At 53.0% G+C, this 23607-nt stretch carries 23 protein-coding genes, 2 tRNA genes and 2 rRNA genes; 10 read left to right on the top strand and 17 right to left on the bottom strand.

Annotated features, from left to right (window positions below):
* Positions 1-245 precede the first annotated feature (245 nt).
* The 6 genes from J4645_RS22370 to tssH all read right to left on the bottom strand — a co-directional run bounded on the left by J4645_RS22370 (position 246) and on the right by tssH (position 6053).
* Positions 246-692: an STY0301 family protein gene (locus J4645_RS22370; protein ID WP_001602342.1), complete on the bottom strand. Its 447-nt coding sequence runs from the start codon at positions 690-692 to the stop codon at positions 246-248.
* 12 nt (positions 693-704) lie between these two features.
* The gene (locus J4645_RS00130; RefSeq protein ID WP_001632431.1) at positions 705-863 is read right to left on the bottom strand and encodes a BPSL0067 family protein; all 159 of its coding nucleotides are present in this window, start codon (positions 861-863) and stop codon (positions 705-707) included.
* Between the two features lie 14 nt (positions 864-877).
* Complete coding sequence (gene tssC / locus J4645_RS00125) at positions 878-2386, bottom strand: type VI secretion system contractile sheath large subunit (RefSeq protein ID WP_000013884.1); 1509 nt, start codon at positions 2384-2386, stop codon at positions 878-880.
* A gap of 23 nt (positions 2387-2409) precedes the next feature.
* Positions 2410-2952 (bottom strand): type VI secretion system contractile sheath small subunit, encoded by a 543-nt coding sequence (tssB, locus tag J4645_RS00120; protein ID WP_000996815.1) that lies wholly within the window; start codon positions 2950-2952, stop codon positions 2410-2412.
* Between the two features lie 61 nt (positions 2953-3013).
* Positions 3014-3304: a hypothetical protein gene (locus tag J4645_RS00115; protein ID WP_000175471.1), complete on the bottom strand. Its 291-nt coding sequence runs from the start codon at positions 3302-3304 to the stop codon at positions 3014-3016.
* Between the two features lie 85 nt (positions 3305-3389).
* A complete protein-coding gene (tssH, locus tag J4645_RS00110; RefSeq protein ID WP_023214850.1) occupies positions 3390-6053 on the bottom strand; it encodes a type VI secretion system ATPase TssH in 2664 nt (887 codons plus the stop codon).
* A gap of 367 nt (positions 6054-6420) precedes the next feature.
* Here tssH and tagK point away from each other — a divergent pair, with 367 nt between their 5' ends.
* From tagK to J4645_RS00080, 6 genes are read left to right on the top strand one after another with little or no spacing between them, the layout of a single operon-like run.
* Entirely contained in the window at positions 6421-7323 is a 903-nt protein-coding gene (tagK, locus tag J4645_RS00105) for a type VI secretion system-associated protein TagK (RefSeq protein ID WP_023214849.1), read from the top strand.
* Positions 7310-8134, top strand: a complete 825-nt coding sequence (locus J4645_RS00100) for a type VI secretion system accessory protein TagJ (protein ID WP_000750541.1) — start codon at positions 7310-7312, stop codon at positions 8132-8134. The genes tagK and J4645_RS00100 overlap by 14 nt, the downstream gene beginning before the upstream one ends.
* Positions 8131-8625 carry a type VI secretion system baseplate subunit TssE gene (gene tssE, locus J4645_RS00095; protein ID WP_000108007.1) on the top strand — a complete coding sequence of 165 codons (495 nt, stop codon included), beginning with the start codon at positions 8131-8133 and terminating at the stop codon, positions 8623-8625. The genes J4645_RS00100 and tssE overlap by 4 nt, the downstream gene beginning before the upstream one ends.
* 15 nt (positions 8626-8640) lie before the next feature.
* Positions 8641-10524 (top strand): type VI secretion system baseplate subunit TssF, encoded by a 1884-nt coding sequence (gene tssF, locus J4645_RS00090; RefSeq protein WP_000371508.1) that lies wholly within the window; start codon positions 8641-8643, stop codon positions 10522-10524.
* Positions 10521-11516 carry a type VI secretion system baseplate subunit TssG gene (tssG, locus tag J4645_RS00085; RefSeq protein ID WP_023214848.1) on the top strand — a complete coding sequence of 332 codons (996 nt, stop codon included), beginning with the start codon at positions 10521-10523 and terminating at the stop codon, positions 11514-11516. The genes tssF and tssG overlap by 4 nt, the downstream gene beginning before the upstream one ends.
* Positions 11517-11526: 10 nt before the next feature.
* Positions 11527-12582: an ImpA family type VI secretion system protein gene (locus J4645_RS00080; protein ID WP_023214847.1), complete on the top strand. Its 1056-nt coding sequence runs from the start codon at positions 11527-11529 to the stop codon at positions 12580-12582.
* A 321-nt stretch (positions 12583-12903) separates the two neighbouring features.
* Here J4645_RS00080 and J4645_RS00075 read toward each other — a convergent pair.
* Both J4645_RS00075 and dnaQ read right to left on the bottom strand, forming a co-directional pair.
* Positions 12904-12980: transfer RNA gene (locus tag J4645_RS00075), tRNA-Asp, on the bottom strand.
* 133 nt (positions 12981-13113) lie between these two features.
* Entirely contained in the window at positions 13114-13845 is a 732-nt protein-coding gene (gene dnaQ / locus J4645_RS00070) for a DNA polymerase III subunit epsilon (RefSeq protein WP_001562201.1), read from the bottom strand.
* 63 nt (positions 13846-13908) lie between these two features.
* On the opposite strand from dnaQ, the gene rnhA reads away from it, so the two are divergent.
* Positions 13909-14376 (top strand): ribonuclease HI, encoded by a 468-nt coding sequence (rnhA, locus tag J4645_RS00065; RefSeq protein ID WP_000917872.1) that lies wholly within the window; start codon positions 13909-13911, stop codon positions 14374-14376.
* Here the strand turns inward: rnhA and J4645_RS00060 are convergent.
* The gene (locus J4645_RS00060; protein WP_000801238.1) at positions 14373-15095 is read right to left on the bottom strand and encodes a class I SAM-dependent methyltransferase; all 723 of its coding nucleotides are present in this window, start codon (positions 15093-15095) and stop codon (positions 14373-14375) included. The two genes, rnhA and J4645_RS00060, sit on opposite strands and share 4 nt — an antisense overlap.
* A 34-nt stretch (positions 15096-15129) precedes the next feature.
* Here J4645_RS00060 and gloB point away from each other — a divergent pair, with 34 nt between their 5' ends.
* Both gloB and mltD read left to right on the top strand, forming a co-directional pair.
* Positions 15130-15885 carry a hydroxyacylglutathione hydrolase gene (gene gloB, locus J4645_RS00055; RefSeq protein WP_192516172.1) on the top strand — a complete coding sequence of 252 codons (756 nt, stop codon included), beginning with the start codon at positions 15130-15132 and terminating at the stop codon, positions 15883-15885.
* Between the two features lie 71 nt (positions 15886-15956).
* The gene (mltD, locus tag J4645_RS00050) at positions 15957-17324 is read left to right on the top strand and encodes a murein transglycosylase D (protein ID WP_000644706.1); all 1368 of its coding nucleotides are present in this window, start codon (positions 15957-15959) and stop codon (positions 17322-17324) included.
* Between the two features lie 55 nt (positions 17325-17379).
* On the opposite strand, the gene J4645_RS00045 is transcribed toward mltD, so the two are convergent.
* The 3 genes from J4645_RS00045 to J4645_RS00035 all read right to left on the bottom strand — a co-directional run bounded on the left by J4645_RS00045 (position 17380) and on the right by J4645_RS00035 (position 20335).
* Positions 17380-18150: a class I SAM-dependent methyltransferase gene (locus J4645_RS00045; protein WP_000207236.1), complete on the bottom strand. Its 771-nt coding sequence runs from the start codon at positions 18148-18150 to the stop codon at positions 17380-17382.
* A 77-nt stretch (positions 18151-18227) separates the two neighbouring features.
* A complete protein-coding gene (locus J4645_RS00040) occupies positions 18228-19028 on the bottom strand; it encodes an endonuclease/exonuclease/phosphatase family protein (protein WP_001230970.1) in 801 nt (266 codons plus the stop codon).
* Positions 19029-19159: 131 nt separating this feature from the next.
* Positions 19160-20335, bottom strand: a complete 1176-nt coding sequence (locus J4645_RS00035; protein ID WP_023214846.1) for an MFS transporter — start codon at positions 20333-20335, stop codon at positions 19160-19162.
* A 104-nt stretch (positions 20336-20439) separates the two neighbouring features.
* Here J4645_RS00035 and yafC point away from each other — a divergent pair, with 104 nt between their 5' ends.
* Entirely contained in the window at positions 20440-21381 is a 942-nt protein-coding gene (yafC, locus tag J4645_RS00030; protein WP_023214845.1) for a DNA-binding transcriptional regulator YafC, read from the top strand.
* Here yafC and dkgB read toward each other — a convergent pair.
* From dkgB to J4645_RS00005, 5 genes are all read right to left on the bottom strand, one after another.
* Positions 21378-22181, bottom strand: coding sequence for a 2,5-didehydrogluconate reductase DkgB (gene dkgB, locus J4645_RS00025; RefSeq protein WP_000154887.1), 804 nt, complete (start codon positions 22179-22181; stop codon positions 21378-21380). The genes yafC and dkgB overlap by 4 nt on opposite strands.
* Before the next feature lie 237 nt (positions 22182-22418).
* The gene (tnpA, locus tag J4645_RS00020) at positions 22419-22877 is read right to left on the bottom strand and encodes an IS200/IS605-like element IS200F family transposase (RefSeq protein ID WP_000502119.1); all 459 of its coding nucleotides are present in this window, start codon (positions 22875-22877) and stop codon (positions 22419-22421) included.
* Between the two features lie 180 nt (positions 22878-23057).
* Positions 23058-23134, bottom strand: a tRNA-Asp gene (locus J4645_RS00015).
* 53 nt (positions 23135-23187) lie between these two features.
* Positions 23188-23303: ribosomal RNA gene (gene rrf, locus J4645_RS00010) — 5S ribosomal RNA — on the bottom strand.
* A 201-nt stretch (positions 23304-23504) separates the two neighbouring features.
* A 23S ribosomal RNA gene (locus J4645_RS00005) occupies positions 23505-23607 on the bottom strand; the annotation flags it as partial.

Genomic DNA, 23607 nt, shown 5'->3' with positions numbered 1-23607 from the left:
CCTTATTAAGTTTTACTTAAAATAAACCTGATTTTATCCATATCTTTTTGTTTATAGATAAATCATTGCCGTACAGAATCCTTCTCCAATAACTTCAGGAGAACAGAGGACTGTATATTTTTCCGGTACCGATAATGTATTTAGTTATTTTATGAATTTGCATTATTTAATGCATATAAATAATGCTTCATAACTTCCGATAATAAAAACCATAACCTGTACTGAAATTTTCACGTCTCAAATCGCTAATTACAGATAAAAGATACAGACTGGTCTTCTGGCGATCCCTCAAAATTACGAGTCTTACAGCGAGTAGAAGAAGCAGGTATTGGTTGCGTCAACCATATCTGTTCATGACCATAAATACACGAAACCCAATAGCGATCGGTTTCTTTATCGCTAACACGTTCTGTTTCCCATACAGACCAATTTTCACCGTTTACTTTTTTAGTCTCTGGTTTGAGATCCATCAGGTTTTCAGGTTTACCCTGCGTTACCCCAATACTACTTAACCATAAACGCGACATATATCGGGGAGAAAGCTGCCACGCCGCTGGGACATCAGACTTCAGGCTCACAGCAGAAGACTGAGTATCAATAACAGCCGGGCAACTGACTTCCCAGGCTACAGCATATTGTGAAAAGAGCAGAACAATACCAGGTAACAGATGAAAAGTTGGGCTTATGGTCATAATATGTATTTCCTACTCAATGATATAAAAAGCTTCGGCATTGTTACTGGCATTCGGATATGTGTCATCATTACGTACCCCACCTTTACGAGACCGTGGGCGAGACGAAATTCTTTTCTTCATATCCCTCTTTATATTCTCTATCTTCTCTGTCTTCACTCGCTTAAACATTCATAAAATATATATCAGGCATTGCCCTGCTTCACTGACGGCAGTTTTGTCACCAGGCGCAGCGATCCCGTCAGCCCTTCAAGCTGGAAATGCGGACGCAGGAAGAATTTCGCATCGTAATAACCTGGATTGCCTTCGACCTCTTCCACCACTACTTCAGCGGCAGCCAGCGGACGACGGGCTTTAGTTTCTTGCGAGGAGTTAACCGGATCGGCGTCGACGTAATTCATAATCCATTCATTTAGCCAGCGCTGCATATCCTCGCGCTCTTTAAAGGAACCGATTTTGTCGCGGACGATACATTTGAGGAAGTGCGCGAAGCGCGAGCAGGCGAACAGGTACGGCAGACGGGCAGACAGGTTAGCGTTGGCCGTCGCGTCCGGATCGTAGTATTCCTGTGGTTTTTGCAGCGACTGTGCACCGATAAAGGCGGCATAGTCTGAGTTTTTACGGTGGATCAACGGGATAAAACCGTTTTTCGCCAGTTCAGCCTCGCGGCGGTCAGAGATGGCGATTTCGGTCGGGCATTTCATGTCCACGCCGCCATCGTCAGTCGGGAAGGTATGGCAGGGAAGATTTTCCACCGCACCGCCTGATTCCACACCGCGAATCAACGTACACCAGCCGTAGTGTTTGAAGGAGCGGTTGATGTTTACGCCCATCGCGTAGGCCGCGTTGCTCCAGACGTATTTGGTATGGTCAGAACCATCCGCATCTTCTTCAAAATCAAACTCGTCCACCGGGTTGGTTTTTGCGCCATACGGCAGGCGGGCAAGAAAACGCGGCATCGTCAGGCCAATATAACGGGAGTCTTCGCTAGCCCGCAGCGAGTTCCACGGCGCATATTCCAGGTTCTGGGTGACGATTTTGGTCAGGTCGCGGGGATTCGCCAGCTCCTGCCAGGAGTCCATTTGCAGTACCGAGGGGGAAGCCCCGGCAATAAACGGCGCATGGGCCGACGCGGCGACTTTGGCGATAGAGCCAAGCAGATCCACATCGGGCGGTGTATGGTCGAAGTAGTAATCCGCAATGATACAGCCATAAGGTTCGCCACCTAACTGGCCGTATTCGGCTTCATACAGTTTCTTGAACATCGGGCTTTGATCCCAGGCGATGCCCTTGTAACGCTTCATGTTGCGCCGCAATTCATCTTTTGACAGATTCATGAAGCGGATTTTCAGCTTTTCGTCGGTCTCGGTGTTGTAAACCAGATGCTCCATACCGCGCCAGGAGGATTCCAGCTTCTGCCAGTCGGGATGTTGCAGAATCAGTTTGATCTGTTCGGTCAGTTTAAAGTCGATCTGCGCAATAATAGCGCTGATGCTTTTATAAGCGTCATCGCTGACGGTGATCGTGTTCGCCAGCGCCTGTTGCGCCAGCGTCTGCACCGCGGCTTCCACGGCTTTTGCCGCCTGGGTAGTCTTGGGTCGGAAGGCCTGATTCAGCAACGCATCAAATTCACCGGATGCGGAGACGGTATCCTGAGCAACCGCGTCGGTTGCCTGCATATTACTGTTTGCCATGAAAATTCCTTAAAAATTTGACGTTATTCCGCTGATTCATTATCCGCTGACACACCTTGCTGGGTAGCGGCCGGTTTCGGCGCATTCGCCAGCGTTTTCAGCAGGGTCGGGTCCTGCAACAGTTTATTGACCAGATTTTCCGCCCCGGCCTTGCCATCCATGTAGGTCTGGAGGTTCGCCAGTTGGGTGCGGGCTTCCAGTAACTGGTTCAGGGCGTCCACCTTGCGGGCAATCTGTGCCGGCGAAAAGTCGTCCATATTTTCCAGAGTGATATCGACCATCAACTGACCTTCACCCGTCAGCGTATTCGGCACAGCGAACGCCACGCGCGGCGCAATGGCTTTCATGCGCTCATTGAAGTTATCAATATCAATATCGAGGAATTTGCGATCCGTCACCGGCGGCAGTTCTTCCCGCGGTTTCCCGGCCAGATCGGCCAGCACCGCCATCACGAACGGCAGCTCGATTTTTTTCTCGGAACCGTAAATCTCTACGTCATATTCAATCTGCACGCGCGGCGCGCGGTTGCGCGCGATGAATTTCTGCGCGCTATTGTTGATAGCCATACTCTTTCATTTCCTTATCAATCTACCGACGACCGCCCGGATAGCGGTGCAACGGCACAGTTTAAAAATCATACTCAGAGAGTTTTTTTATAATCTCTTTGTTTTCTTTGTACTTTTCCCGTAACCCAGGAAGTGCTTTTTTCGCCGGAGGGCACCAGGTATTAATGCCCTTTTCTATGTCTTTTTTATCCTCTTCCGGTAAAGAACTGTCCCATTCGCCGGCCAGATGCTGGCACATCTCTGCATTGCTCAGAAAATGCTGCACATCCTGTGGTAAAGGCGGTTCGCCATGAACACTGAAAGCGAACATCATTAGCAAAGGAGTCAATAACGCCGGGTAACGTAATGTCATATTTAATGCCCATCAATTGACCAGTGGGGTTTATCTGTATTTCCGCCGACAAACTTAGTCACGCCATAAACCCACTGCGCACCACTTAACTCTTTTGGCATATTCCTTCCTGCGAGGTTGTCTCAAAAACAATCTGCTCATCACCATTAACGCCGATATCAATCTGCCTGATAGCGGCTTTTTCCGTCATGGCCTGCAACCAGTAGCGCGACAGTTGTGGCAAAATGTGCTGTTCGATGTAGCCAATCAGCAACCGCGCGCCCGTTTCATGCATTGGACAGCACGCCACAATATGTGCGACCAGTTCCTCGCTATACGTCAGCATCACGCCGTGCTGTTCACCCATCCGCGCCACCAGTCGGTCAAGGTGCAGACGGGCAATCACGCCACGCGACGTTTCGTCCAGCGGCAGGTAAGGGATCACCGTCACGCGGCCCAGAAATGCCGCCGGGAAATGCTTGCGTAATTCCGGCATTAGCGCCTCTTTAAGCCCCGTAGCATCGGGCATTAAAGCCGGATCTTCACACATCTGGCTGATGAGGTCGGAACCCACGTTGGTGGTGAGTAATAGCGTGGTGTTTTTGAAATCGACATGTGTACCCTCGCCGTCCTCCATCCCACCCTTGTCAAACACCTGATAGAAGAGTTCATGGACGTCATGGTGCGCTTTTTCGATCTCGTCGAGCAGCACTACGCTCCAGGGGTGGCGACGCACCGCTTCCGTCAGCACACCACCCTCGCCATAGCCCACATAGCCGGGCGGCGCGCCTTTCAGCGTGGAAACGGTGTGAGCCTCCTGGAACTCGCTCATATTGATGGTTACCAGGTTCTGCTCGCCGCCGTAGATAGCCTCCGCCAGCGCCAGCGCGGTTTCGGTTTTACCGACACCGGACGGCCCGGCCAGCATAAACACGCCCACCGGTTTGCGTGGATCGCCCAGTCCCGCCCTGGCGGTCTGAATACGTTCACCAATCTGCGCCAGCGCGCCGTCTTGCCCGGTAACGCGTTGCGCCAGTCGGGCAGGCAGTTCCAGCACCTGGCTGGCCTCATCTTTCACCATGCGCCCGGCAGGAATACCGGTCCAGTCGGCGACAATCGCCGCGACAACCGCCGCGCTGACTTCCGGGAACACCACCGGCGCGTCGCCCTGCCACTCCCTTAGCGCCGTTTCGGCCTGTTGCAGCGTGGTTTTGTCATCAGCATCAGACTCTGCGACACGCAGTTCCTGCAACGTATGTACCAGTTCCAGCTCCCGCTGCCAGCGGGATTCGGATGCAGTCAGTTCATCGTTGAGCGAGAAAATTCGCGCCGTCAGCGCATCGCGCCGCTCATCTGACTGAATCCCCATTTTTTCCTGCTTCTGCAACAGCGACCGTTCCATTTCCGCCGCTTTTAGCTGCTGGCGCAGGAACTGTACGCTGGCAGGCGGCGTGTGCAGCGTCAGCGCCACGCGGGCCGCGGCGGTATCCAGCAGGCTGATGGCCTTATCCGGCAACTGCCGGGCGGGAATGTAGCGGTGAGAAAGCTGTACCGCCGCACGTACCGCCTCATCCAGAATCAGTACGTTATGGTGTTTTTCCAGCGTATCCACCAGACCACGCACCATTTCCATTGCGGGGATTTCTTCCGGTTCGGCAATCTGCAACACCTGAAAACGCCGGGTCAGCGCCGGATCTTTCTCAATATGGCGCTTGTATTCGCTCCAGGTGGTGGCGCCGATAGTCCGCAGGGTGCCGCGCGCCAGCGCCGGTTTCAGCAGGTTAGCGGCATCGCCCGTGCCGGATGCGCCGCCCGCGCCCACCAGAGTGTGAACTTCATCGACAAACAGAATAACCGGCTGCGGCGAGCGCCCGGCCTCTTCCAGTAACCCTTTCAGACGCGATTCAAACTCGCCTTTCATGCTGGCTCCGGCCAACAGAGCGCCAACGTCCAGCGCCAGCAGCCGTACTTCCCGCAGCGCGGGCGGCACTTCTCCCTGCGCAATCGCGAGGGCAAAACCTTCAACGACCGCCGTCTTTCCGACGCCCGCCTCACCAGTCAGTAGTGGATTATTCTGGCGACGGCGCAGCAGAATATCCGTCATGGTGCGGATTTCATGCTCACGCCCCGTCACCGGGTCGATTTTGCCGTCGCGCGCCTGTGCCGTCATGTCCTGACAGTATTTCGCCAACGCGGATTTACCGTCCTGCCCGCCGTTGGGAATCGCCTGACTGCTTTCACCGGGAATGGTTGATGCCAGGCCGGAGCCGTCGTAAGGGCGCTCCTGCGCTTCCGGCGATGTTTCGATCAACGAGGGCAGTATTTCAGTCAGTTCATCAACCGGAAGCGTGGCCAGCGGCGCGCAGATACTGCTCAGTACCCGACGCAGTTCTGGCGTGGTCAACAAGGCCAGCAGCAACCAGCCGCTGCGAATTTTGTTATCGCCGTAACGGACGCTCGCCAGCATCCAGGCCTTTTCAACGCTGAGATCGATATGGTGAGAAAAATCACTAATGGCGCTGGCCCCGGCGGGCAGCATATCCAGTTGCCGGAGTAACGCTTTCTCCACATCAGAAAGAGGGATCTGGTAATGCCGAAGAACGTGGAGAATATCGTTATCGGGCTGCTGTGTTAACTGGTGCAGCCAGTGAGTCAGCTCAACCCAGGGATTAGAGCGTAGTTTGCAAAATGCCGTTGCCGATTCCAGCGACCGGAATAGTGGGCCGGCCAGTTTTCCATACAACGCACTGCGTGAAACAGGAGTTTCCATGTGTTATGCCTTGTGACATAAAAATTCATAAAAATAATGCATCAATGCATATAAATATATAAACAATTCTTTATTGATAGCATCGAAAAAATATCGAAACAAAACAATGATACAGATCAGGGACTAATTAGCAACTAAGCCGTTAATATTAAATAATCAATGAACAGCAAGATAAAAATCGCAATTGCAGAATTAAAAGAAATAATATTTCAAAAAAGACATCTATGCATACAACAATTCATTCACGACGAAAATAATAAAAAGGGTGTCATCAATAATGACTCCCTATGAATTTAGTTAAAATTATTTATGAATTAAAACTCCCTAAACGTTTCCTCCAGAAAAATAAATACATTTAAGGGACATAATGAAACAAGACATGTGGGAATTACGGAAAATACAGTCGCAGGGTATAACGGATAACGCACAGTATCCCGCAGGGACATACATCGTATTTACTGCCGCCGCCCCCTACATTCCGCTTTTTGAGCAACATGGGAAAGACGATATCGCGCTCAGTCTTGTTCGCCACGAAGAGGCGTGGTGGATTGTTAATCACTCTGATGAACTGTGCTGTGCCGTCAATGAGCAGGTGATGGAACCTCATCACCGTATGCGGCTGAATGATGGAGATACGATTGAATGGGGTCTGTCATCCTGGTGCCTTGCCCGCACCAATGATGAGTCCCGTCCCGATGTTTCGTTTCCTCAGTTGGTTCAGTCATCTGAATCCGTTGCTGAGTACCTGGATCTGGACTGGTTTAAACAACAACAGCTCAATCCGCAGAACCCGTTCGATATTATTCCCGTCCGGGAAACCGCGCCCTCTTACACCGGCCATGAAGCGGATAGCACGCTACACCAGCTTTACCAGGAATATCAGCAGGCATTGCGGCCCTCCGGGCAGGAAAAGCCCCTCCGTGATAAACCGTGTCCCCGAAATGAAGACGCTGTCACCCAGGATTTGACGTCGTTATACGATAAAAAGGGCGACACCGACACGTTACAGGATATGGTGGCAGGCGCGCCCGGTATTGATGCCATTCTGGATACGCTGGACACGACCGGTGAGGGTGAAATGCACTGGCTGGCGATGGAATCAATGCCCGATATCCTACAACTGCTCTCGCCGGAACTGGGGGGGAAAACCGCACATAGCGAGATACTGCCCGATCTGACCCGCCGCGAGCATCGTATTATTGGCATCGATAGCCACTACCGAATCACTCCGACACAGAAAAATGGAAATACCGCCTATGAAAAAAACTGACACGCTTCCTGCTACCCTGTCCGCGCTGCTACAGGAATACTCTATTGCGGAGGGGATTCAGATGGCGGAGCAGAAGGTTCGGGAAAATCCGGCGAAGGCGCTCTGCCGCCACAGCCTGTTTCAGTTGCTGTGTGTGGCCGGAGACTGGTCGCGGGCGCTACACCAGCTTCAGCTATGTGCCAGGATGGAGGCCAATTATACCCAGGAGGCCCGGCTGTACCGGGAGCTGGTTCGCTGCGAAATGTTCCGCCACACCGTTTTTCAGGGTGAACAACGACCCGGTTTTCTTCTGCCGCAGCCCGTTTGGGTGGAGTCACTGCTGGCGGCACTCGCCTGTCATGACGATACCGGTGAGGTTGATAAACACCGTAATACCGCACTGGAAGCCATAACAGACACGGGCGGGCAGTGGAACGGCGGCGCATTTGACTGGGCGAGCGACAGCGATTCCCGCCTTGGCCCGGTACTTGAGCTGGTCACCGGCGGCGTGTATATCTGGCTACCGTTTTCGCAAATACGCTCGCTGGAATCGCCGCAACCGACGCGCCTGACCGATCTGCTGTGGAAACCCATTAATATCACCCTGATGAATGGCGATACGCACGGCGCCTGGCTCTTTACCCGTTACAGCGGTTCGGAAAGTGCATCTGACGCCCTGCGTCTGTGCCGGGAAACCGCCTGGCAGGACGGCCCCGGCGAAACCACCGTGCGGGCGCTGGGGCAGAAAGTGTGGCTGACCAGCCACGGCGATATCAGCCTGCTGGACATGGCCCATTGTACCTTTCATGCTCAGGAAAACGATGGCGCATGAGCACGTCTCGTTTTACACCCGCTAACCACCTGCTGCCCACCCTATTTGATCGGCTGTGTGACAATGCTCCGTATCAGAAAATTGACCGGGATATCAGCGTCACGCCGGTACAACTGAAGGAGATCATTCGTCGGGATCTCTCCTTTTTGCTCAATACCATTAGCCACGAAGGTGACATCGACGCCCGGCGCTATCCGCAGGCGGCGGCGTCAGTGCTCAACTATGGCCTGCCGCCGCTGGCGGGCAGCTTTATGTATGAGCATAAGTGGGACGATATCAGCGAGGCGATCCGGCGCGCCATTATCCGTTTCGAACCCCGGCTGAACGCCGCCACACTCAGGGTCACGCCCTTGCTCGATAAAACCCGGCAGGGTAGCTATAACACGCTACAGTTTGAAATTCGCGGACAAATTCTGACGCAGCCGTATCCCACGGAGTTTCTGGTACGCAGCGCGCTGGATATGGAGCTGAGCCGCATTACGTTCTTTTAATACAGGGCATTATTCATGGATCCACGGCTACTGGAGTATTACAACCGCGAACTGAGCTACCTGCGGGAGACTGGTGCTGAGTTCGCCACCCTCCATCCCAAAATTGCCGCCCGACTGGGGATGCAGGGAACCGATATTGCCGACCCGTATGTGGAACGCATGATCGAGGCGTTCAGCTTTCTGAGCGCCCGTACTCAGCTAAAAATTGACGCCGAGTTTCCCCGCTTCACACAGCGGTTACTGGAAGTCGTCAGCCCCAATTACGTCACCCCCACGCCATCGATGGCAGTGGTAAAGCTGTATCCCGATACGCAGGAAGGCGACCTGGCGAAAGGGGTCACCGTGCCGCGCGATACCGCGTTCGTTTCCCCTATCCCGGAAGGCGAAAATACCGCCTGCCAGTTTCGCAGCAGCCAGGACGTCACGCTGTGGCCGCTGTCCATCGAGGAGGTACGCCTGACCGCCGCGCCACCGGATATGCCCGCCCTGCACCGCTATCTGCCGCCTAATATTCATGTCGCCGGGGCATTGCGCATCACCCTGCGAACCTTCGGGGAACTGACTTTCAGCGAGCTGGCCGGTCCGGCACGGCTGCCCTTTTACCTCTGCGGCGAAGAACGCATTGCGTCACACCTGTTTGAGCTGCTGCATACCAGCGCCGTCGCCACACTGGCCGGTGAACCCGGTCACTTTGACGGCGAACTGAATGTGAATCTTCAACACCCGGTGGCGCACGAAGGGCTGGAGCCAGGGCAGGGGCTGCTGCCGCTCGCCTGGAACGTGTTTCACGGCCATAATCTGCTGCATGAATTTTTCGCCTGTCCGGAACGGTTTTACTTCTTCACCCCGACCGGATTGTCTGCCGGGTTACAAAAGGTGCAGGGCAATGTGGCGGAAATTGTCATACTGCTTAATCGCCTGCCGCCGGACTGGCTGATTCATCAGACGGACGCTGCACAGTTCAGCCTGTTCTGTACGCCGGTGATCAACCTGTTTCCCCGCACCACCACCCGGATTGAAGTCACTCACAGCGTGACGGAACAGCATCTGGTGGTAGATCGTACCCGTCCGCTGGATTACGAGGTGTTTTCTGTTCAGGAAGTCGAAGGCCTGGAAGCGGAAACCACACGGAAGATGATTTTTCGTCCGCTGTATCACACCCGTAATAATGACGAAGGCAACCACGGGCGTTATTTTTCACTGCGTCGTGAGCCGCGCCGCTCGTCAGAAAACGCCCGCCGCTATGGCACCCGAACCCCCTATACCGGCTCGGAAGTCTTCCTGTCGCTGGTTGATCAGCATGAAGCGCCCTACCCGGAAAATCTGCGCCATATCACCGTCACGGCAATGGTGACTAACCGCGATCTGCCCTGCCTTATTCCACGTAATGGCCGGGATGATCTGACCGTAGATGCGGCGATTCCGGTGGCGGGCGTGGGTCTTATCAGACCGCCGCGCCCGCCGCAGCCGCCGCTGGCTGAACGCGAAATGGCCTGGCGGCTGATCCGGCAGTTGTCGTTTAATTATCTGCCGCTGGCCGATCTGGATCACCGCACCGGCGGCCAGGCGCTACGCGATCTGCTGAATCTGTTTATTCCGGCTCACGACAGCCCGCAGTCGCGCCAGGTGCGCAGCCTGATTGGCTGCAAAACCACCCCAGTAACCCGCCGCCTGCCCGGCTCCGGCCTGTTGGTCTATGGCCGGGGCGTCAGTTGCGAACTGACCGTGGACGAAGAAGGATTTTCCGGTATCAGTCCTTACCTGTTCGGTCTGGTGCTGGAACACTATATTGCCCGCCATGTTTCCATTAATACCTTCTCACAGATGACGCTGCACTCGATGCAACGCGGGCATGTCATGACCTGGCCGGTAAGAACCGGGCAACGGGGGAGCGTATGACCGGCGCTCTCGACCAGGCGCAGAAAACCCCATGGCGTTACGGATTCCTGAACCTGATGCGGCGCGTGGATGCCCAGCTCTGTGATACTCCGGCAGGCAGTATCTGGCAGCCACGGATGGAAAAATTCCGTCTGGGACAGACGCCGACGATGACCTTTGCACCACGGGAAATCGCCCAGGTCAGCTGGCAGGATGGACGCCTGCACCTGAGCCTGTACAGCCTCGGACTGTGGGGGCCAAACGGCCCGTTGCCGCTGCACTATACCGAGCTGGCGCTAAATCGCTCAGAGAGCCGTCACGATCCGACGCTGGTTCATTTTTCCAATATTTTTCACCACCGCTGGCTGACGCAGTTCTGGCAGGCATGGCGCAGCGGCCAGTCCGCTGGTGGCGGGCTGGACAAACCGGAACACGACCGTTTTGCGTTTTATATCGCCAGTCTCAGCGGGCAGAATCTACGGGAAAGCGCCGAAAGCCCGCTGTCAGATCATGTTCGCCTGGCAGCCTCCGCTCATCTGGTACGCGAATCGCGCAATCCTGACGGGCTGGCCGCCACGCTGGCGCACTATTTCAGCGTACCTTTTGCGGTGAAAGAGTTCGCCCTGCACTGGATAACGGTGGCGAACGATGAAATCACCCGTCTGGGCACGCCCGCGCAGTCTTCGGTGCTGGGCAACGGGGCGCTTATCGGCCAGGCCGTACCGGATATGCAGTACAAATTCCGGCTAATTATCGGCCCGCTCACGCTGGAGGATTACCTGCGTTTTCTGCCCGGCGGCAACAATCTGCCCGTGCTGACAGAACTGGTGCGTACGTTCATCGGTTTTGAATATTGCTGGGAAATTGAGCTGCAGTTGAAGCCTCATGCCGCACCGCCTGCGGTGATCGGCGGCGCGCAGCGGCTTGGCTGGACGGCCTGGGCAGGTAAAGCCATGCATGACCGTCCGGTGACCGGCATGATTTTTGAACCTGAACACGGCTTAACCCACTGAGAGTAATGATATGGATATGTGCCTGACTAAACCAGTAAGCGCGGAACAACCATGCGGCCCCGATCCGGAGTACGATCCGGAATACCTGCTGCTGTTCAGCCGCGCCGCCCCCCAGGCGGAGGCGCAATATGGTGATTTTGTCAGTACGCCGGAAGCCGTGAACTGGCCGGAAATTGAGCGTGATGCGCGCCGTCTGCTCACGCGCAGTAAGGATATCCGGGTGTTGATCCTGCTGCTGCGCAGTCGCATCCAGCAGGCTGGTGCACAGGGACTGGCGGAAATGCTCACACAACTGGCAGAACTGAGCGTAATCTGGTCTGATGCACTCCATCCACAGCTGCTTACCGGCGAAGGCGCATCCGCAGAATCTATTGAAGATGCGGCGCTGGCGCGCAGTAATGCCCTGGCGGCGCTGCTGGATCACGAAGGCGTGATGGCAGACATTCGCGGTATCACGCTGTCAAACAGTGCCGCCCTGCGCCTGCAGGTACGGGATGTCGAGCGCGCGTTATCCGCTCCCCGCCCGGCTGATGCGCTGGCCCCCGAATCCGTCCGCCAGCAACTGGCCGACCTCGAAGCCCGTGGGGCATTACCGCTGGCGGCGTTTCGCGAAGCGCAGGAAAGCGCAGAACGCCTGCAAGTGTGGGCGCGTGAGACATTAGGCAATCTGGCTCCAGATTTTTCACGCCTGCGGCAGTTGTTGGCGCTGCTGCCTGACGTGGTACAGACAACCACGCCGGAAATTCCTCCGTCGCCAGCGCCAGCGCCAGACCCCGCAGGCACGGTTATGGATAATGCCGTTCCGGCACGGGCAGAGGATGTGCCGCCTGTCAACACGCCACCCGGTATATCCCTCCCACACAATGCTGAACCGGGGCCAATTCGCGATCGTAATGATGCGCTGGAACGCCTGCGGTGCATTCGTCGCTGGTTTGAGAGCAGTGAACCCAGCAGCCCGACCATCCCACTGTTACGCCAGGCTGAAAGACTGGTGGGAAAACGGTTCTCGGAGGTGATCAATGAGATCCCGGTGGAGTTGCTGGAGAAGTGGGATGCCCTGGAATGATGATACGCATGTCTGGCGGTTGTCCGTGATTATCTGAATGACATCAACATTACGCAGTCTGCTTCTGCGCTGAACATGTTCCGATCCCGGTTAAACACAGCCTATGAGGCCGCGCCTTAAATGTCAGTGGGACAAAATAACCATGACAGTGAAAGAAGTGGCGGTAATATCCTGTTCGTCATCCAGGCGTAGGCCCATTTGCGTCAGATTCCACGATAGACGGAGGAACTTCTTGAAGACGAAAAAAAACCGTATCCCTTTTACAGTGATACGGTTTTTTTACTTTACAGGATGTATAAAAAACACCCTGAGATTTGTATCTGGCGGAACGGACGGGACTCGAACCCGCGACCCCCTGCGTGACAGGCAGGTATTCTAACCAACTGAACTACCGCTCCGTTATGTTCCCGCTGGGAACGAGGCGAATATTACGGTTTGCGGTGTCGCCCGTCAACGCTTTTTCTCACCTTTTGAATCAGTTGCTGCAAAAATCGCCCGAAGGATGATTTTTATAGCCTAAAAAGGAATAAATTACGCCCGCCAAAGGCAACTTCCGCCCTTTTTCTGCACCAGATCAAGCCGCGATTCATGCGCAGCCAGCTCTTCATCAGAGGCGAAAACGACCCGTAACCGGCTGGCCTGGCGAACGATTCGCTGAATGGTCTCTTCACCTTGCTGCCGTTGCGTCTCTCCTTCCATCGCAAACGTCATGGACGTTTGCCCGCCCGTCATCGCCAGATACACTTCAGCAAGGATCTGGGCATCGAGCAATGCGCCGTGCAAAGTACGTTTGCTATTATCTATCTCATAACGCGAACACAGCGCATCAAGGCTGTTACGCTTGCCGGGGAACATTTTCCGCGCCAACGCCAGGCTGTCGGTAACTTTGCAGAAAGTATTGGTTTTAGGAATATCGCGTTTAAGCAGACCAAACTCATAATCCATAAAGCCGATATCGAACGATGCGTTATGGATGACCAGCTCCGCGCCGCGGATATAATCGAGAAACTCATCGACCACATCAGCAAAAACCGGCTTATCCAGCAGAAACTCATCGGCGATGCCGTGTACGCCAAACGCTTCCGGATCCACCAGCCGATCCGGCTTCAGGTAAACGTGGAAGTTATTACCGGTCAGACGACGGTTTATCACCTCAACCGCACCGATCTCAATAATCTTGTGACCTTCATAGTGCGCGCCTATCTGGTTCATACCGGTGGTTTCGGTATCGAGGACAATCTGTCGTGTAATTGCAGTGCTCATATCGGTCATTTATGTCAGACTTGCGTTTTGTTATCGATTTCAATTACAGGAAGTCTACCAGAGATGCTTAAACAGGTAGAAATTTTCACCGATGGCTCTTGCCTGGGGAATCCAGGGCCTGGTGGTTATGGCGCTATCTTACGCTATCGCGGTCATGAAAAAACGTTTAGTGAAGGTTACACGCTGACCACCAATAACCGTATGGAACTGATGGCGGCGATCGTCGCGCTTGAAGCGTTAAAAGAACATTGCGAAGTGACATTGAGCACCGACAGCCAATATGTGCGGCAAGGAATTACCCAATGGATTCATAACTGGAAGAAACGCGGCTGGAAAACAGCGGAAAAGAAACCCGTAAAAAATGTCGATCTCTGGAAACGTCTCGATGCTGCGTTAGGTCAGCATCAGATCAAATGGGTATGGGTCAAAGGCCATGCAGGCCATCCCGAAAACGAGCGTTGTGATGAACTGGCGCGCGCCGCGGCAATGAATCCCACGCAGGAAGATAGTGGCTACCAGGCGGAAGCTTAGCCATCCGGTTTGCGATATTGCCGGGTGGCGCCAACGGTCTGGCGGATAGGGGTTTTACTTTTATTATGTCGCAGCGGATTAAGCGTAAGCGGGATGGTCCGCTTACGGGCCACAATAAGCTGTAAACAGCCCAGCGCCGGGATATGCGTATTTAATAGCCGCCCTCCCTGCTTTTTCCAGGGTAAGACATGAAAACGGCTATAATGTAGCACTTCAAAATTGAGTAAAGACAGCCAGTCCAGTTGCCGCATAAGGGTAAACATCCGACTATTATAGGGCGGTGTTTTACGTAAAACGGGTACCAGTTTACGTAACCCCATCAAACTCAGCGGGTTAAATCCACTGATGACCAGCCAACCGTCATCAATCAATACGCGGTCGGCTTCCCGTAATAAACGGTGCGGGTCGGTACACCACGGCAAAGTATGCGCCAGCAGACAAACATCGACGGATTTATCCGCAAAAGGAAGATGTAGCGGATCGGCCAGAACCTGCATCGGCGACCCCTGCGATGAAACATTCACCTGATGGGAGACCGCGCACGCTTCGGAATTGATTTCTGCGCTTAAATTACCGATTTTAAGCAAATGGAAACCATACATTTTTGCAAACCACGGATTGAGCTGCTGTTCCAGCGCCTCACGGTAGTAATTGCCCCAGGGCAACTCACCCCAACATCCGGGCGCAACGACAGTTTGAGAGAGCCTTGCCGGTTTCATCGCAACCTTCCGCTAATTATTTGAGAGGTAATATATGAATCTTAACAGTATTCCCGCGTTTCAGGACAATTACATCTGGGTGCTGACCAATGATGAAGGCCGCTGTGTGATTGTTGATCCCGGCGAAGCGGCACCCGTCTTAAAGGCCATTGCTGAACATAAGTGGATGCCGGAGGCGATTTTTCTGACGCATCACCATCACGACCATGTTGGCGGAGTCAAAGAGCTGTTGCAACACTTCCCGCAAATGACGGTTTATGGACCGGCGGAAACGCAAGACAAGGGAGCACCCCATCTTGTTGGCGATGGCGATACTATTCGCGTTTTAGGCGAGAAATTTACTCTTTTTGCCACGCCGGGTCACACGTTAGGACACGTCTGTTACTTTAGCCATCCTTACTTATTCTGCGGCGACACGCTGTTCTCTGGCGGCTGTGGTCGACTGTTTGAAGGCACGCCATCACAGATGTATCAGTCACTTATGAAAATTAATTCTCTGCCTGACGACACGCTCATTTGCTGCGCTCACGAATACACTTTAGCTAACATTAAGTTCGCATTGAGCATACTTCCGCACGATTCGTTCATAAATGAATATTATCGTAAAGTTAAAGAGTTACGTGTAAAAAAACAAATGACATTACCCGTTATTCTTAAAAATGAGCGTAAGATTAATCTTTTTTTAAGAACTGAAGATATTGATTTAATTAACGAAATCAACAAAGAAACAATATTGCAACAACCAGAAGCGCGTTTTGCATGGTTAAGGTCAAAGAAAGACACGTTCTGATAATTCTTACTTGTCATTCGCTAACTTCGCCGTTATGATCGGTCGTCTTTTAAGCAACTATTGACACACACATGAAGGCAAAAGCGATATTACTCGCCTCTGTCCTGCTTGTGGGGTGCCAGACGTCTCAGAACACTGGCAACGTCCAACAGCACGCACAGAGCCTTTCTGCAGCTGGTCAAGGGGAAGCAGGAAAGTTTACGAGTCAGGCACGATGGATGGACGACGGAACGTCTATCGCGCCAGATCAGGACTTGTGGGCTTTCATTGGCGACGAGCTAAAGATGGGAATTCCGGAAAACAGCCGGATTCGCGAACAGAAACAGAAGTATTTACGCAATAAGAGCTATCTCCACGATGTAACTTTACGGGCAGAGCCGTATATGTACTGGATAGCGGGGCAGGTTAAGAAACGTAACATGCCTATGGAGCTGGTACTACTACCCATAGTGGAGAGCGCTTTTGATCCTCACGCAACGTCTGGCGCCAATGCCGCAGGCATCTGGCAGATCATACCGAGCACAGGGCGCAATTATGGTTTAAAGCAGACCCGTAATTATGACGCGCGTCGCGATGTTGTAGCCTCTACGACCGCCGCGTTAGACATGATGCAGCGTCTGAACAAAATGTTTGACGGCGACTGGCTGTTAACCGTTGCAGCGTATAACAGCGGCGAAGGCCGTGTTATGCGGGCAATTAAAGCAAACAAAGCGCGTGGAAAACCGACGGATTTCTGGTCGCTTTCTTTGCCCAGAGAAACAAAACTCTACGTACCTAAGATGCTGGCATTGAGTGAAATTCTCAAAAACAGCAAACGCTACGGCGTACGTCTGCCAACAACAGATGAAAGCCGAGCGCTGGCACGAGTTCGTTTAAACAGTCCAGTTGAAATGGCCCAGGTTGCGGATATGGCGGGCATGTCTATCAGCAAGCTGAAGACGTTTAATGCCGGTGTAAAAGGGTCTACCTTAGGCGTAAGCGGTCCGCAATATGTTATGGTGCCCAAAAAGCATGCCGAGCAGTTGCGTGAGTCGCTGGCTTCCGGTGAGATTGACGCCGTTCAGTCCCAACTGATCGCCGACAATACGCCGTTGAATAGCCGTAGCTATAAGGTGCGCTCTGGCGATACGCTTTCCGGTATTGCTTCGCGGCTTGGCGTAAGCACGAAGGACTTGCAGCAGTGGAACAACCTGCGTGGTTCGCGCCTGAAAATCGGGCAAAGCCTGACCGTAGGTGCTGGCAGCAGCGCGCAACGACTGGCAAACAATAGCGATAGCATTACCTATCGTGTCCGTAAAGGCGATTCGCTTTCCAGTATCGCCAGACGTCACGGGGTGAATATCAAAGATGTAATGCGCTGGAACCATGATACGGATAATCTACAACCGGGCGATCAGCTTACGTTGTTTGTGAAGGACAATAGCACGCCAGACTCCTGATATTGTCCGACGAAAAAGCCAAAAGGCGCCGCTTCCCCCGGCGCCTTTTAAATTGCTATACCGCTTTATGCGCTTCCAGCATGATAGTATCGCTGCTAAACGAGCCGTCATCCTGCAACTCAAAATAACGCTTCACCTCTACCGGGGCACTCGCCTGATATAATCGAATCGCTTCAACCAACGGCGCTGGCGTACGCATCCGCGTTACCCATGAGCGAAACTCCAGCGATAAACGATCGGTTATCACGGTATTCGTTACCAGCATCGCGTTATTGACCATCGCCAGCCATTCGCCACTGGAATAGTTACGGACATGCGACGTGTCGCGTAACGCCTCCACCGTTTGCAGCCAGATATCGCGTACAGGATGTCCAGGCGACATGACATCCATGATAATCAGCACGCCGCCGGGTTTTAATACACGATAAACCTCACGCAATGCCTGACCAACGTCGTGCCAGTGATGCGCGGAATAGCGGCTAATCACCACCTCAAACGATGCATCTTCAAAGGGCAGTTTTTCGGCATAGCCTTGCCGGAGAGTAATATTACTTAAATGTCTTTCTTCCGCCGCTCCAGCGACAACCTCAAGCATGCTGGCGGATAAATCGTATGCCACGACCGAGTTGGCATGTTGCGCAGCGACAAAACTCGCGTGTCCAGCCCCACATCCCATATCCAGTACGTTCGCGTGGGAAAAATCAGACAGCCTTTGCGCCAGCCGCGCTAAGTCACGACCCGATGCGTGAACGGCGCTATGTAAATAGGCGTTCGCCTGTGAACCAAACTGCTTTTCAACATTGTCATGGTGGGAATGCGTTGTCATGGTAGTGCCCTTCTGTTATGAGAAAAATAGAGGGCAGCACCCGAAGAGGCCTGCCCCACGGCAGACCTGACGCACCTTTATTGCTCAGGTTTGCCGGGACTGAATTCAACGAGTAGCGGATTGTGATCGGAAGCGCGCGTCACCAGTACGGAGGCTTCATTCACGTTTAACCCACGATAAAAAACAAAATCCAGCGGTCGTCCAAACGCACGACGGCGCTGATCGTCAGTGAAACGCACCTGGCGCAGCGACATCTCACGTGCAAAGCGGTACAACGCATTCATACGTGGGCGGCTCCAGGCATTAAAATCACCCGCCATAATGACAGGGCCGCTATGGTGCGCAATCTGGTCGCCGATCGGAAGTAACTGCTTACTGTATACGTCCACGCCCAGACTAAAATTTACCGCATGAACATTTACTACCATTAATAAACGGGTATCCGGCAAGGGATATACCGTCACCAGGGCTGATTTCGCCAAACGTAAAATCGGTTCTCTTTCCCGTAAAGGGCAGCAGTAAACAGGATGGGCGGCAGACAGCGTCATGACGCCAGACGGATGCTGAGGTAATACAAAAGCGGGAACCTGGTCGGCGGCAAGATAGTTAGCGGTGGCAAACTGTACCAGTTCAGGCGTCGTCTGTGCCTCCTGCAACAGGACCAGATGCGCATCTTTGCCGTAGTTCTTCAGCACCGATAACCATTCGGCTCGCTGCTGCTTGAATATATTCCACACGAGGATACGGATCCGCTCTTCACTGCTTAGCGGTTCCCCGGCGGGCAATGCCTGGCCAATGCTCGCAAACGACCCTGGCGGCAAAATCCGCTCGGCGGGCTGTCCGGCAACATAGCGCATCGCATAGGTGTTTTTTCGCACTTTTGACTTTCAAACCTCTGTAACGTCAACCAGTCCTCAACCGGACTGGTTCTTCTGTTATAGGGATTTTAGCACTCACTTTCAACGAACAATTGCAGTTTGTTTTGTAAGTAGGCGCTTACATCAATAATTTACTCCAGAGCAATGCGTACAGGTTTATCAAGACGTCCGCTGACACCCATCAGCAGGAAAGCCACCAGAACAATGAGGGCGCCAATCCACGGCGTCTGCGCCAAACCGTAATGCGCCACCGTTTGCCCGCCAATCACGGAGCCCAGCGCAATACCAATGTTAAACGCCGCAATGTTCAGACCTGACGCCACATCAACGGCATTGGGCGTAAATTGTTCCGCTTTCTGTACCACGTAGACCTGCAACCCCGGTACGTTACCGAAGGCAAAGATCCCCATCACCAGAATGGTAGCCAGCGCGGCATACTGCGTGGAGGCCGTCACCTGGAAGACCATCAGCAGAACAAACAGCGCGGCGAAAATGAATTTCAGCGCCGGCACGGCACCATGCTTATCCGCCAGTTTACCGCCCCAGATATTGCCGATAGCCACAGATACGCCATACCCCAGTAAGATCCAGCTTACCGCTGCCGGGGAGAACCCCGCCAGATCCTGCATCATCGGCGCCAGGAAGGTGAATGCCGTGAATACCCCGCCGTAGCCCAGCGCTGTAACGGCGTAAATCAGCAACAGACGAGGATGAGTCAGTACTTTCACCTGGTCACGAATGCTGGCGGCCGCCCGACCGGGAATATTGGTCGGGATCAGCAATTGACTACTCATCAGCGCAATCACGCCTAACAGTGATACCGCAAGGAAGGTCTCACGCCAGCCAAAATGCTGACCGATAAATGTGCCCAGCGGAACGCCTGTGACCAGCGCTACCGTTAAACCACCAAACATAATAGCGATCGCAGAAGCCGCTTTCTCTTTTGGCACCAGACTTGTCGCGATGGTAGATCCAATCGAGAAGAACACGCCGTGCGCCAGGCCCGTCAGCAGACGGGCGACGATTAATGTCATATAGCCCGGTGCCTGCCATGCCAGCAAATTCCCCGCCGTAAACAAGACCATCAGCGCGACCAGTAACTGTTTACGCGGCAGGCGTCCGGTCAGCGCGGTCAGCACCGGCGCGCCAATAGCCACACCCAGCGCATAGATTGAAACCAGCATTCCGGCGGAAGGTAACGAGATAGCCAGTTGTTGAGCAATGGTCGGCACCAGGCCGACAATCACAAACTCAGTCGTACCGATAGCGAAAGCACTTATTGTCAGTGCAAATAAAGCGAGAGGCATAAATAACTCCATAACAGCAGTAATCAGATGACACGCAGTATGCCTGGATGTTTTAATGACAAAAACATCCAAAATATCAATTTAATTTTGCTTCAGGAGCAAAAATGAAAGCCACCTCCGAAGAACTTGCAATTTTTGTCGCAGTCGTGGAAAGCGGCAGCTTCAGCCGGGCGGCAGAGCAGCTTGGACAGGCCAATTCCGCTGTCAGCCGGGCAGTTAAAAAGCTGGAGATGAAGCTCGGCGTCAGTCTGCTTAATCGTACGACACGACAGCTGAGCCTGACTGAAGAAGGAGAGCGATATTTCAGGCGCGTGCAGCAGATACTGCAAGAAATGGCCGCCGCAGAAACGGAAATCATGGAGTCGCGTAATACCCCGCGCGGCTTACTGCGTATCGATGCGGCAACGCCGGTAATGCTGCATTTCCTGATGCCGCTGATTAAACCTTTTCGTGAACGGTATCCGGAAATAACGTTGTCTCTTGTCTCCTCAGAAACGTTCATCAATCTTATTGAACGAAAAGTGGATGTTGCGATACGCGCAGGCACGTTGACAGATTCAAGTCTGCGCGCACGCCCGTTATTTACCAGTTATCGTAAGATTATCGCTTCACCGGATTATATTGCCCGTTTTGGCAAGCCAGAGACCGTTGAAGAGTTAAAACGGCATCTGTGCCTGGGGTTCTCAGAACCTGTTTCGCTCAATACCTGGCCGATTGCCTGTAGAGATGGGCAGCTCCATGAAGTCGAATGTGGGATTTCTTCCAACAGCGGGGAAACGTTAAAACAGCTTTGCCTGAACGGTAACGGCATTGCATGTCTTTCAGATTATATGATTGATAAAGAGATCGCGCGGGGAGAATTGGTGGAACTGCTGGCCGATAAACGTCTGCCGGTAGAAATGCCTTTCAGCGCCGTTTACTACAGCGATCGCGCCGTCAGCACACGCATTCGGGCATTTATCGACTTTTTGAGCGAATATATAAGAACAGCCCCCGTAGGAGCTGTGAAAGAGGGGGGTAAAGGGTACAAAGGGTCAGGCAATTAATCCCACTCAGGGGCCAGACCTTCCGGACTAACCAGGCGGTCGTTGCAATCCAGTGCCGCGATCGCATTTTTATCTTCGGCATCCAGATGCAGTTCCAGTGCCAGCAGGTTGCTTGCTAGGTTTTCACGCCTGGTGGATGAAGGGATCACGGAGTAACCTTCACCCATTGCCCATGCCAGAATAACCTGCGCCGGCGTCGCATTATGTTTAGCCGCAATGCGCGCAATCACTTCATCTTTCAGCGCTTTGCCGTATGCCAGCGTCATATAAGAGGTGATGTGGATACCGTGCGCTTTCGCCCAGTCAACCACCTTACGATTCTGCAGATACGGAGATAGCTCAATCTGGTTGGTGGCGATATTGTCTACGCCCACCGCGGCAATAGCCTTTTCCATCAACGGAATGGTGAAGTTTGAAATGCCAATTTCGCGAGTCAGCCCTTGTTTTTTAGCTTCAAGCAATGCCTGCATAAATTCTTCGACAGACACGGCATCACCCGGAGATGGCCAGTGGATCAGCGTCAGATCGACATAATCGGTACGCAGTTTTTTCAGGCTCTCTTTCAGGCTTGGGATCAGCTTGTCTTTGCTAAGGTTTTCAATCCAGATCTTAGTGGTGATGTACAGCTCATTACGCGGTACGCCGCTCTCAGCAATCGCCTGTCCAACAGCAACTTCATTATCATAGATTTGCGCAGTGTCGACAGCACGGTAGCCCAGTTCAAGCGCCGTTTTCACAGAAGCGATAACCACGTCGTCTTTCAGGCGAAAAGTACCTAAACCGAATGCAGGGATAGTCATAGAATTCCTCTTTTTAATCACTATGTTCGTTAACTGAGGGGATTATGACCTTCAGCGCTTTGTAGAAAAAGAGCGAGAAATGCAGAGGATTTTTGCGAATTGAGCAATAATTAAATGACAGGCAAAGAAATAAATATCCTCCGGCATAGCCGGAGGTTTTTCAGATGCGCCTGTAAGGCTCTCTTACCAGCCGCGCCCTAACAGGCGCATACGATCTGACATTTGCATCAAACTTCGTTACTTACGGCCCGTAAACGGGCTGCCCGGATAAGGGATCGATAATTGCTCACCCATTTTATCCTCTTCAAGCTGGTGCTTTATGTAGTCCTGTATCTTCGCCGTGTTCTTACCCACCGTATCGACATAGTACCCTCTGCACCAGAACTCCCTGTTCCTGTATTTGAATTTTAGATCCCCAAACTGCTCGTAAAGCATCAGACTACTTTTACCCTTCAGATATCCCATGAAGCTCGACACACTCATCTTCGGCGGGATCTCCAGAAGCATGTGAATATGATCTGCACAACATTCCGCTTCCAGAATTCGTACGTTTTTCCATTCACACAATTTTCTTAATATGCTGCCTACTGCCCTACGCTTCTCTCCATAGAACGCTTGTCTTCGGTATTTGGGCGCGAAAACTATGTGATATTTGCAGTTCCATCGGGTGTGCGCTAAGCTCTTTTCGTCCCCCATTGGGACCCCCTTTTGATTTCTTGTTGAACTTTTGCAGTTGCCAGACCGCAAGATGTTTTAACAAATCAAAAGGGGTTTTAATAACTGGCTTAAAGCTGAAAGCTTTCCGGAACCCCCAGCCTAGCTGGGGGTTTTCCATAGACAAAAAGCCCTGAGCTAATGCTCAGGGCTCTTAATAAGTGGCGGAACGGACGGGACTCGAACCCGCGCCCCCCTGCGTGACAGGCAGGTATTCTAACCAACTGAACTACCGCTCCACCGAATTCTTTTACAACCACCGGTTTATGACCGGCTTACTGCTTAATTTGATGCCTGGCAGTTCCCTACTCTCGCATGGGGAGACCCCACACTACCATCGGCGCTACGGCGTTTCACTTCTGAGTTCGGCATGGGGTCAGGTGGGACCACCGCGCTACTGCCGCCAGGCAAATTCTTTTGTGCTCTGTACGCAATTCTTTATCGCATCAGCGGCGTTGCCTGCGCTCGTAAAGTCAGTCACATACTTCTGTATGCTCCTTCCTTTCCTTCGCTTGCCGCCTTGCTGCTGCGCAAATTATTGCGTACTCAACTCTGAATCAGTGCTGAAAATTGTTGTCTTCTCAACCGCCAAAACATCTTCGGCGTTGTAAGGTTAAGCCTCACGGTTCATTAGTACCGGTTAGCTCAACGCATCGCTGCGCTTACACACCCGGCCTATCAACGTCGTCGTCTTCAACGTTCCTTCAGGAGA

Source organism: Salmonella sp. 32082101201600294FB01SM01 (assembly GCF_017572865.1).
Lineage (GTDB): Bacteria > Pseudomonadota > Gammaproteobacteria > Enterobacterales > Enterobacteriaceae > Salmonella > Salmonella enterica.
This window is presented reverse-complemented; position numbering and strand designations above follow the sequence as displayed.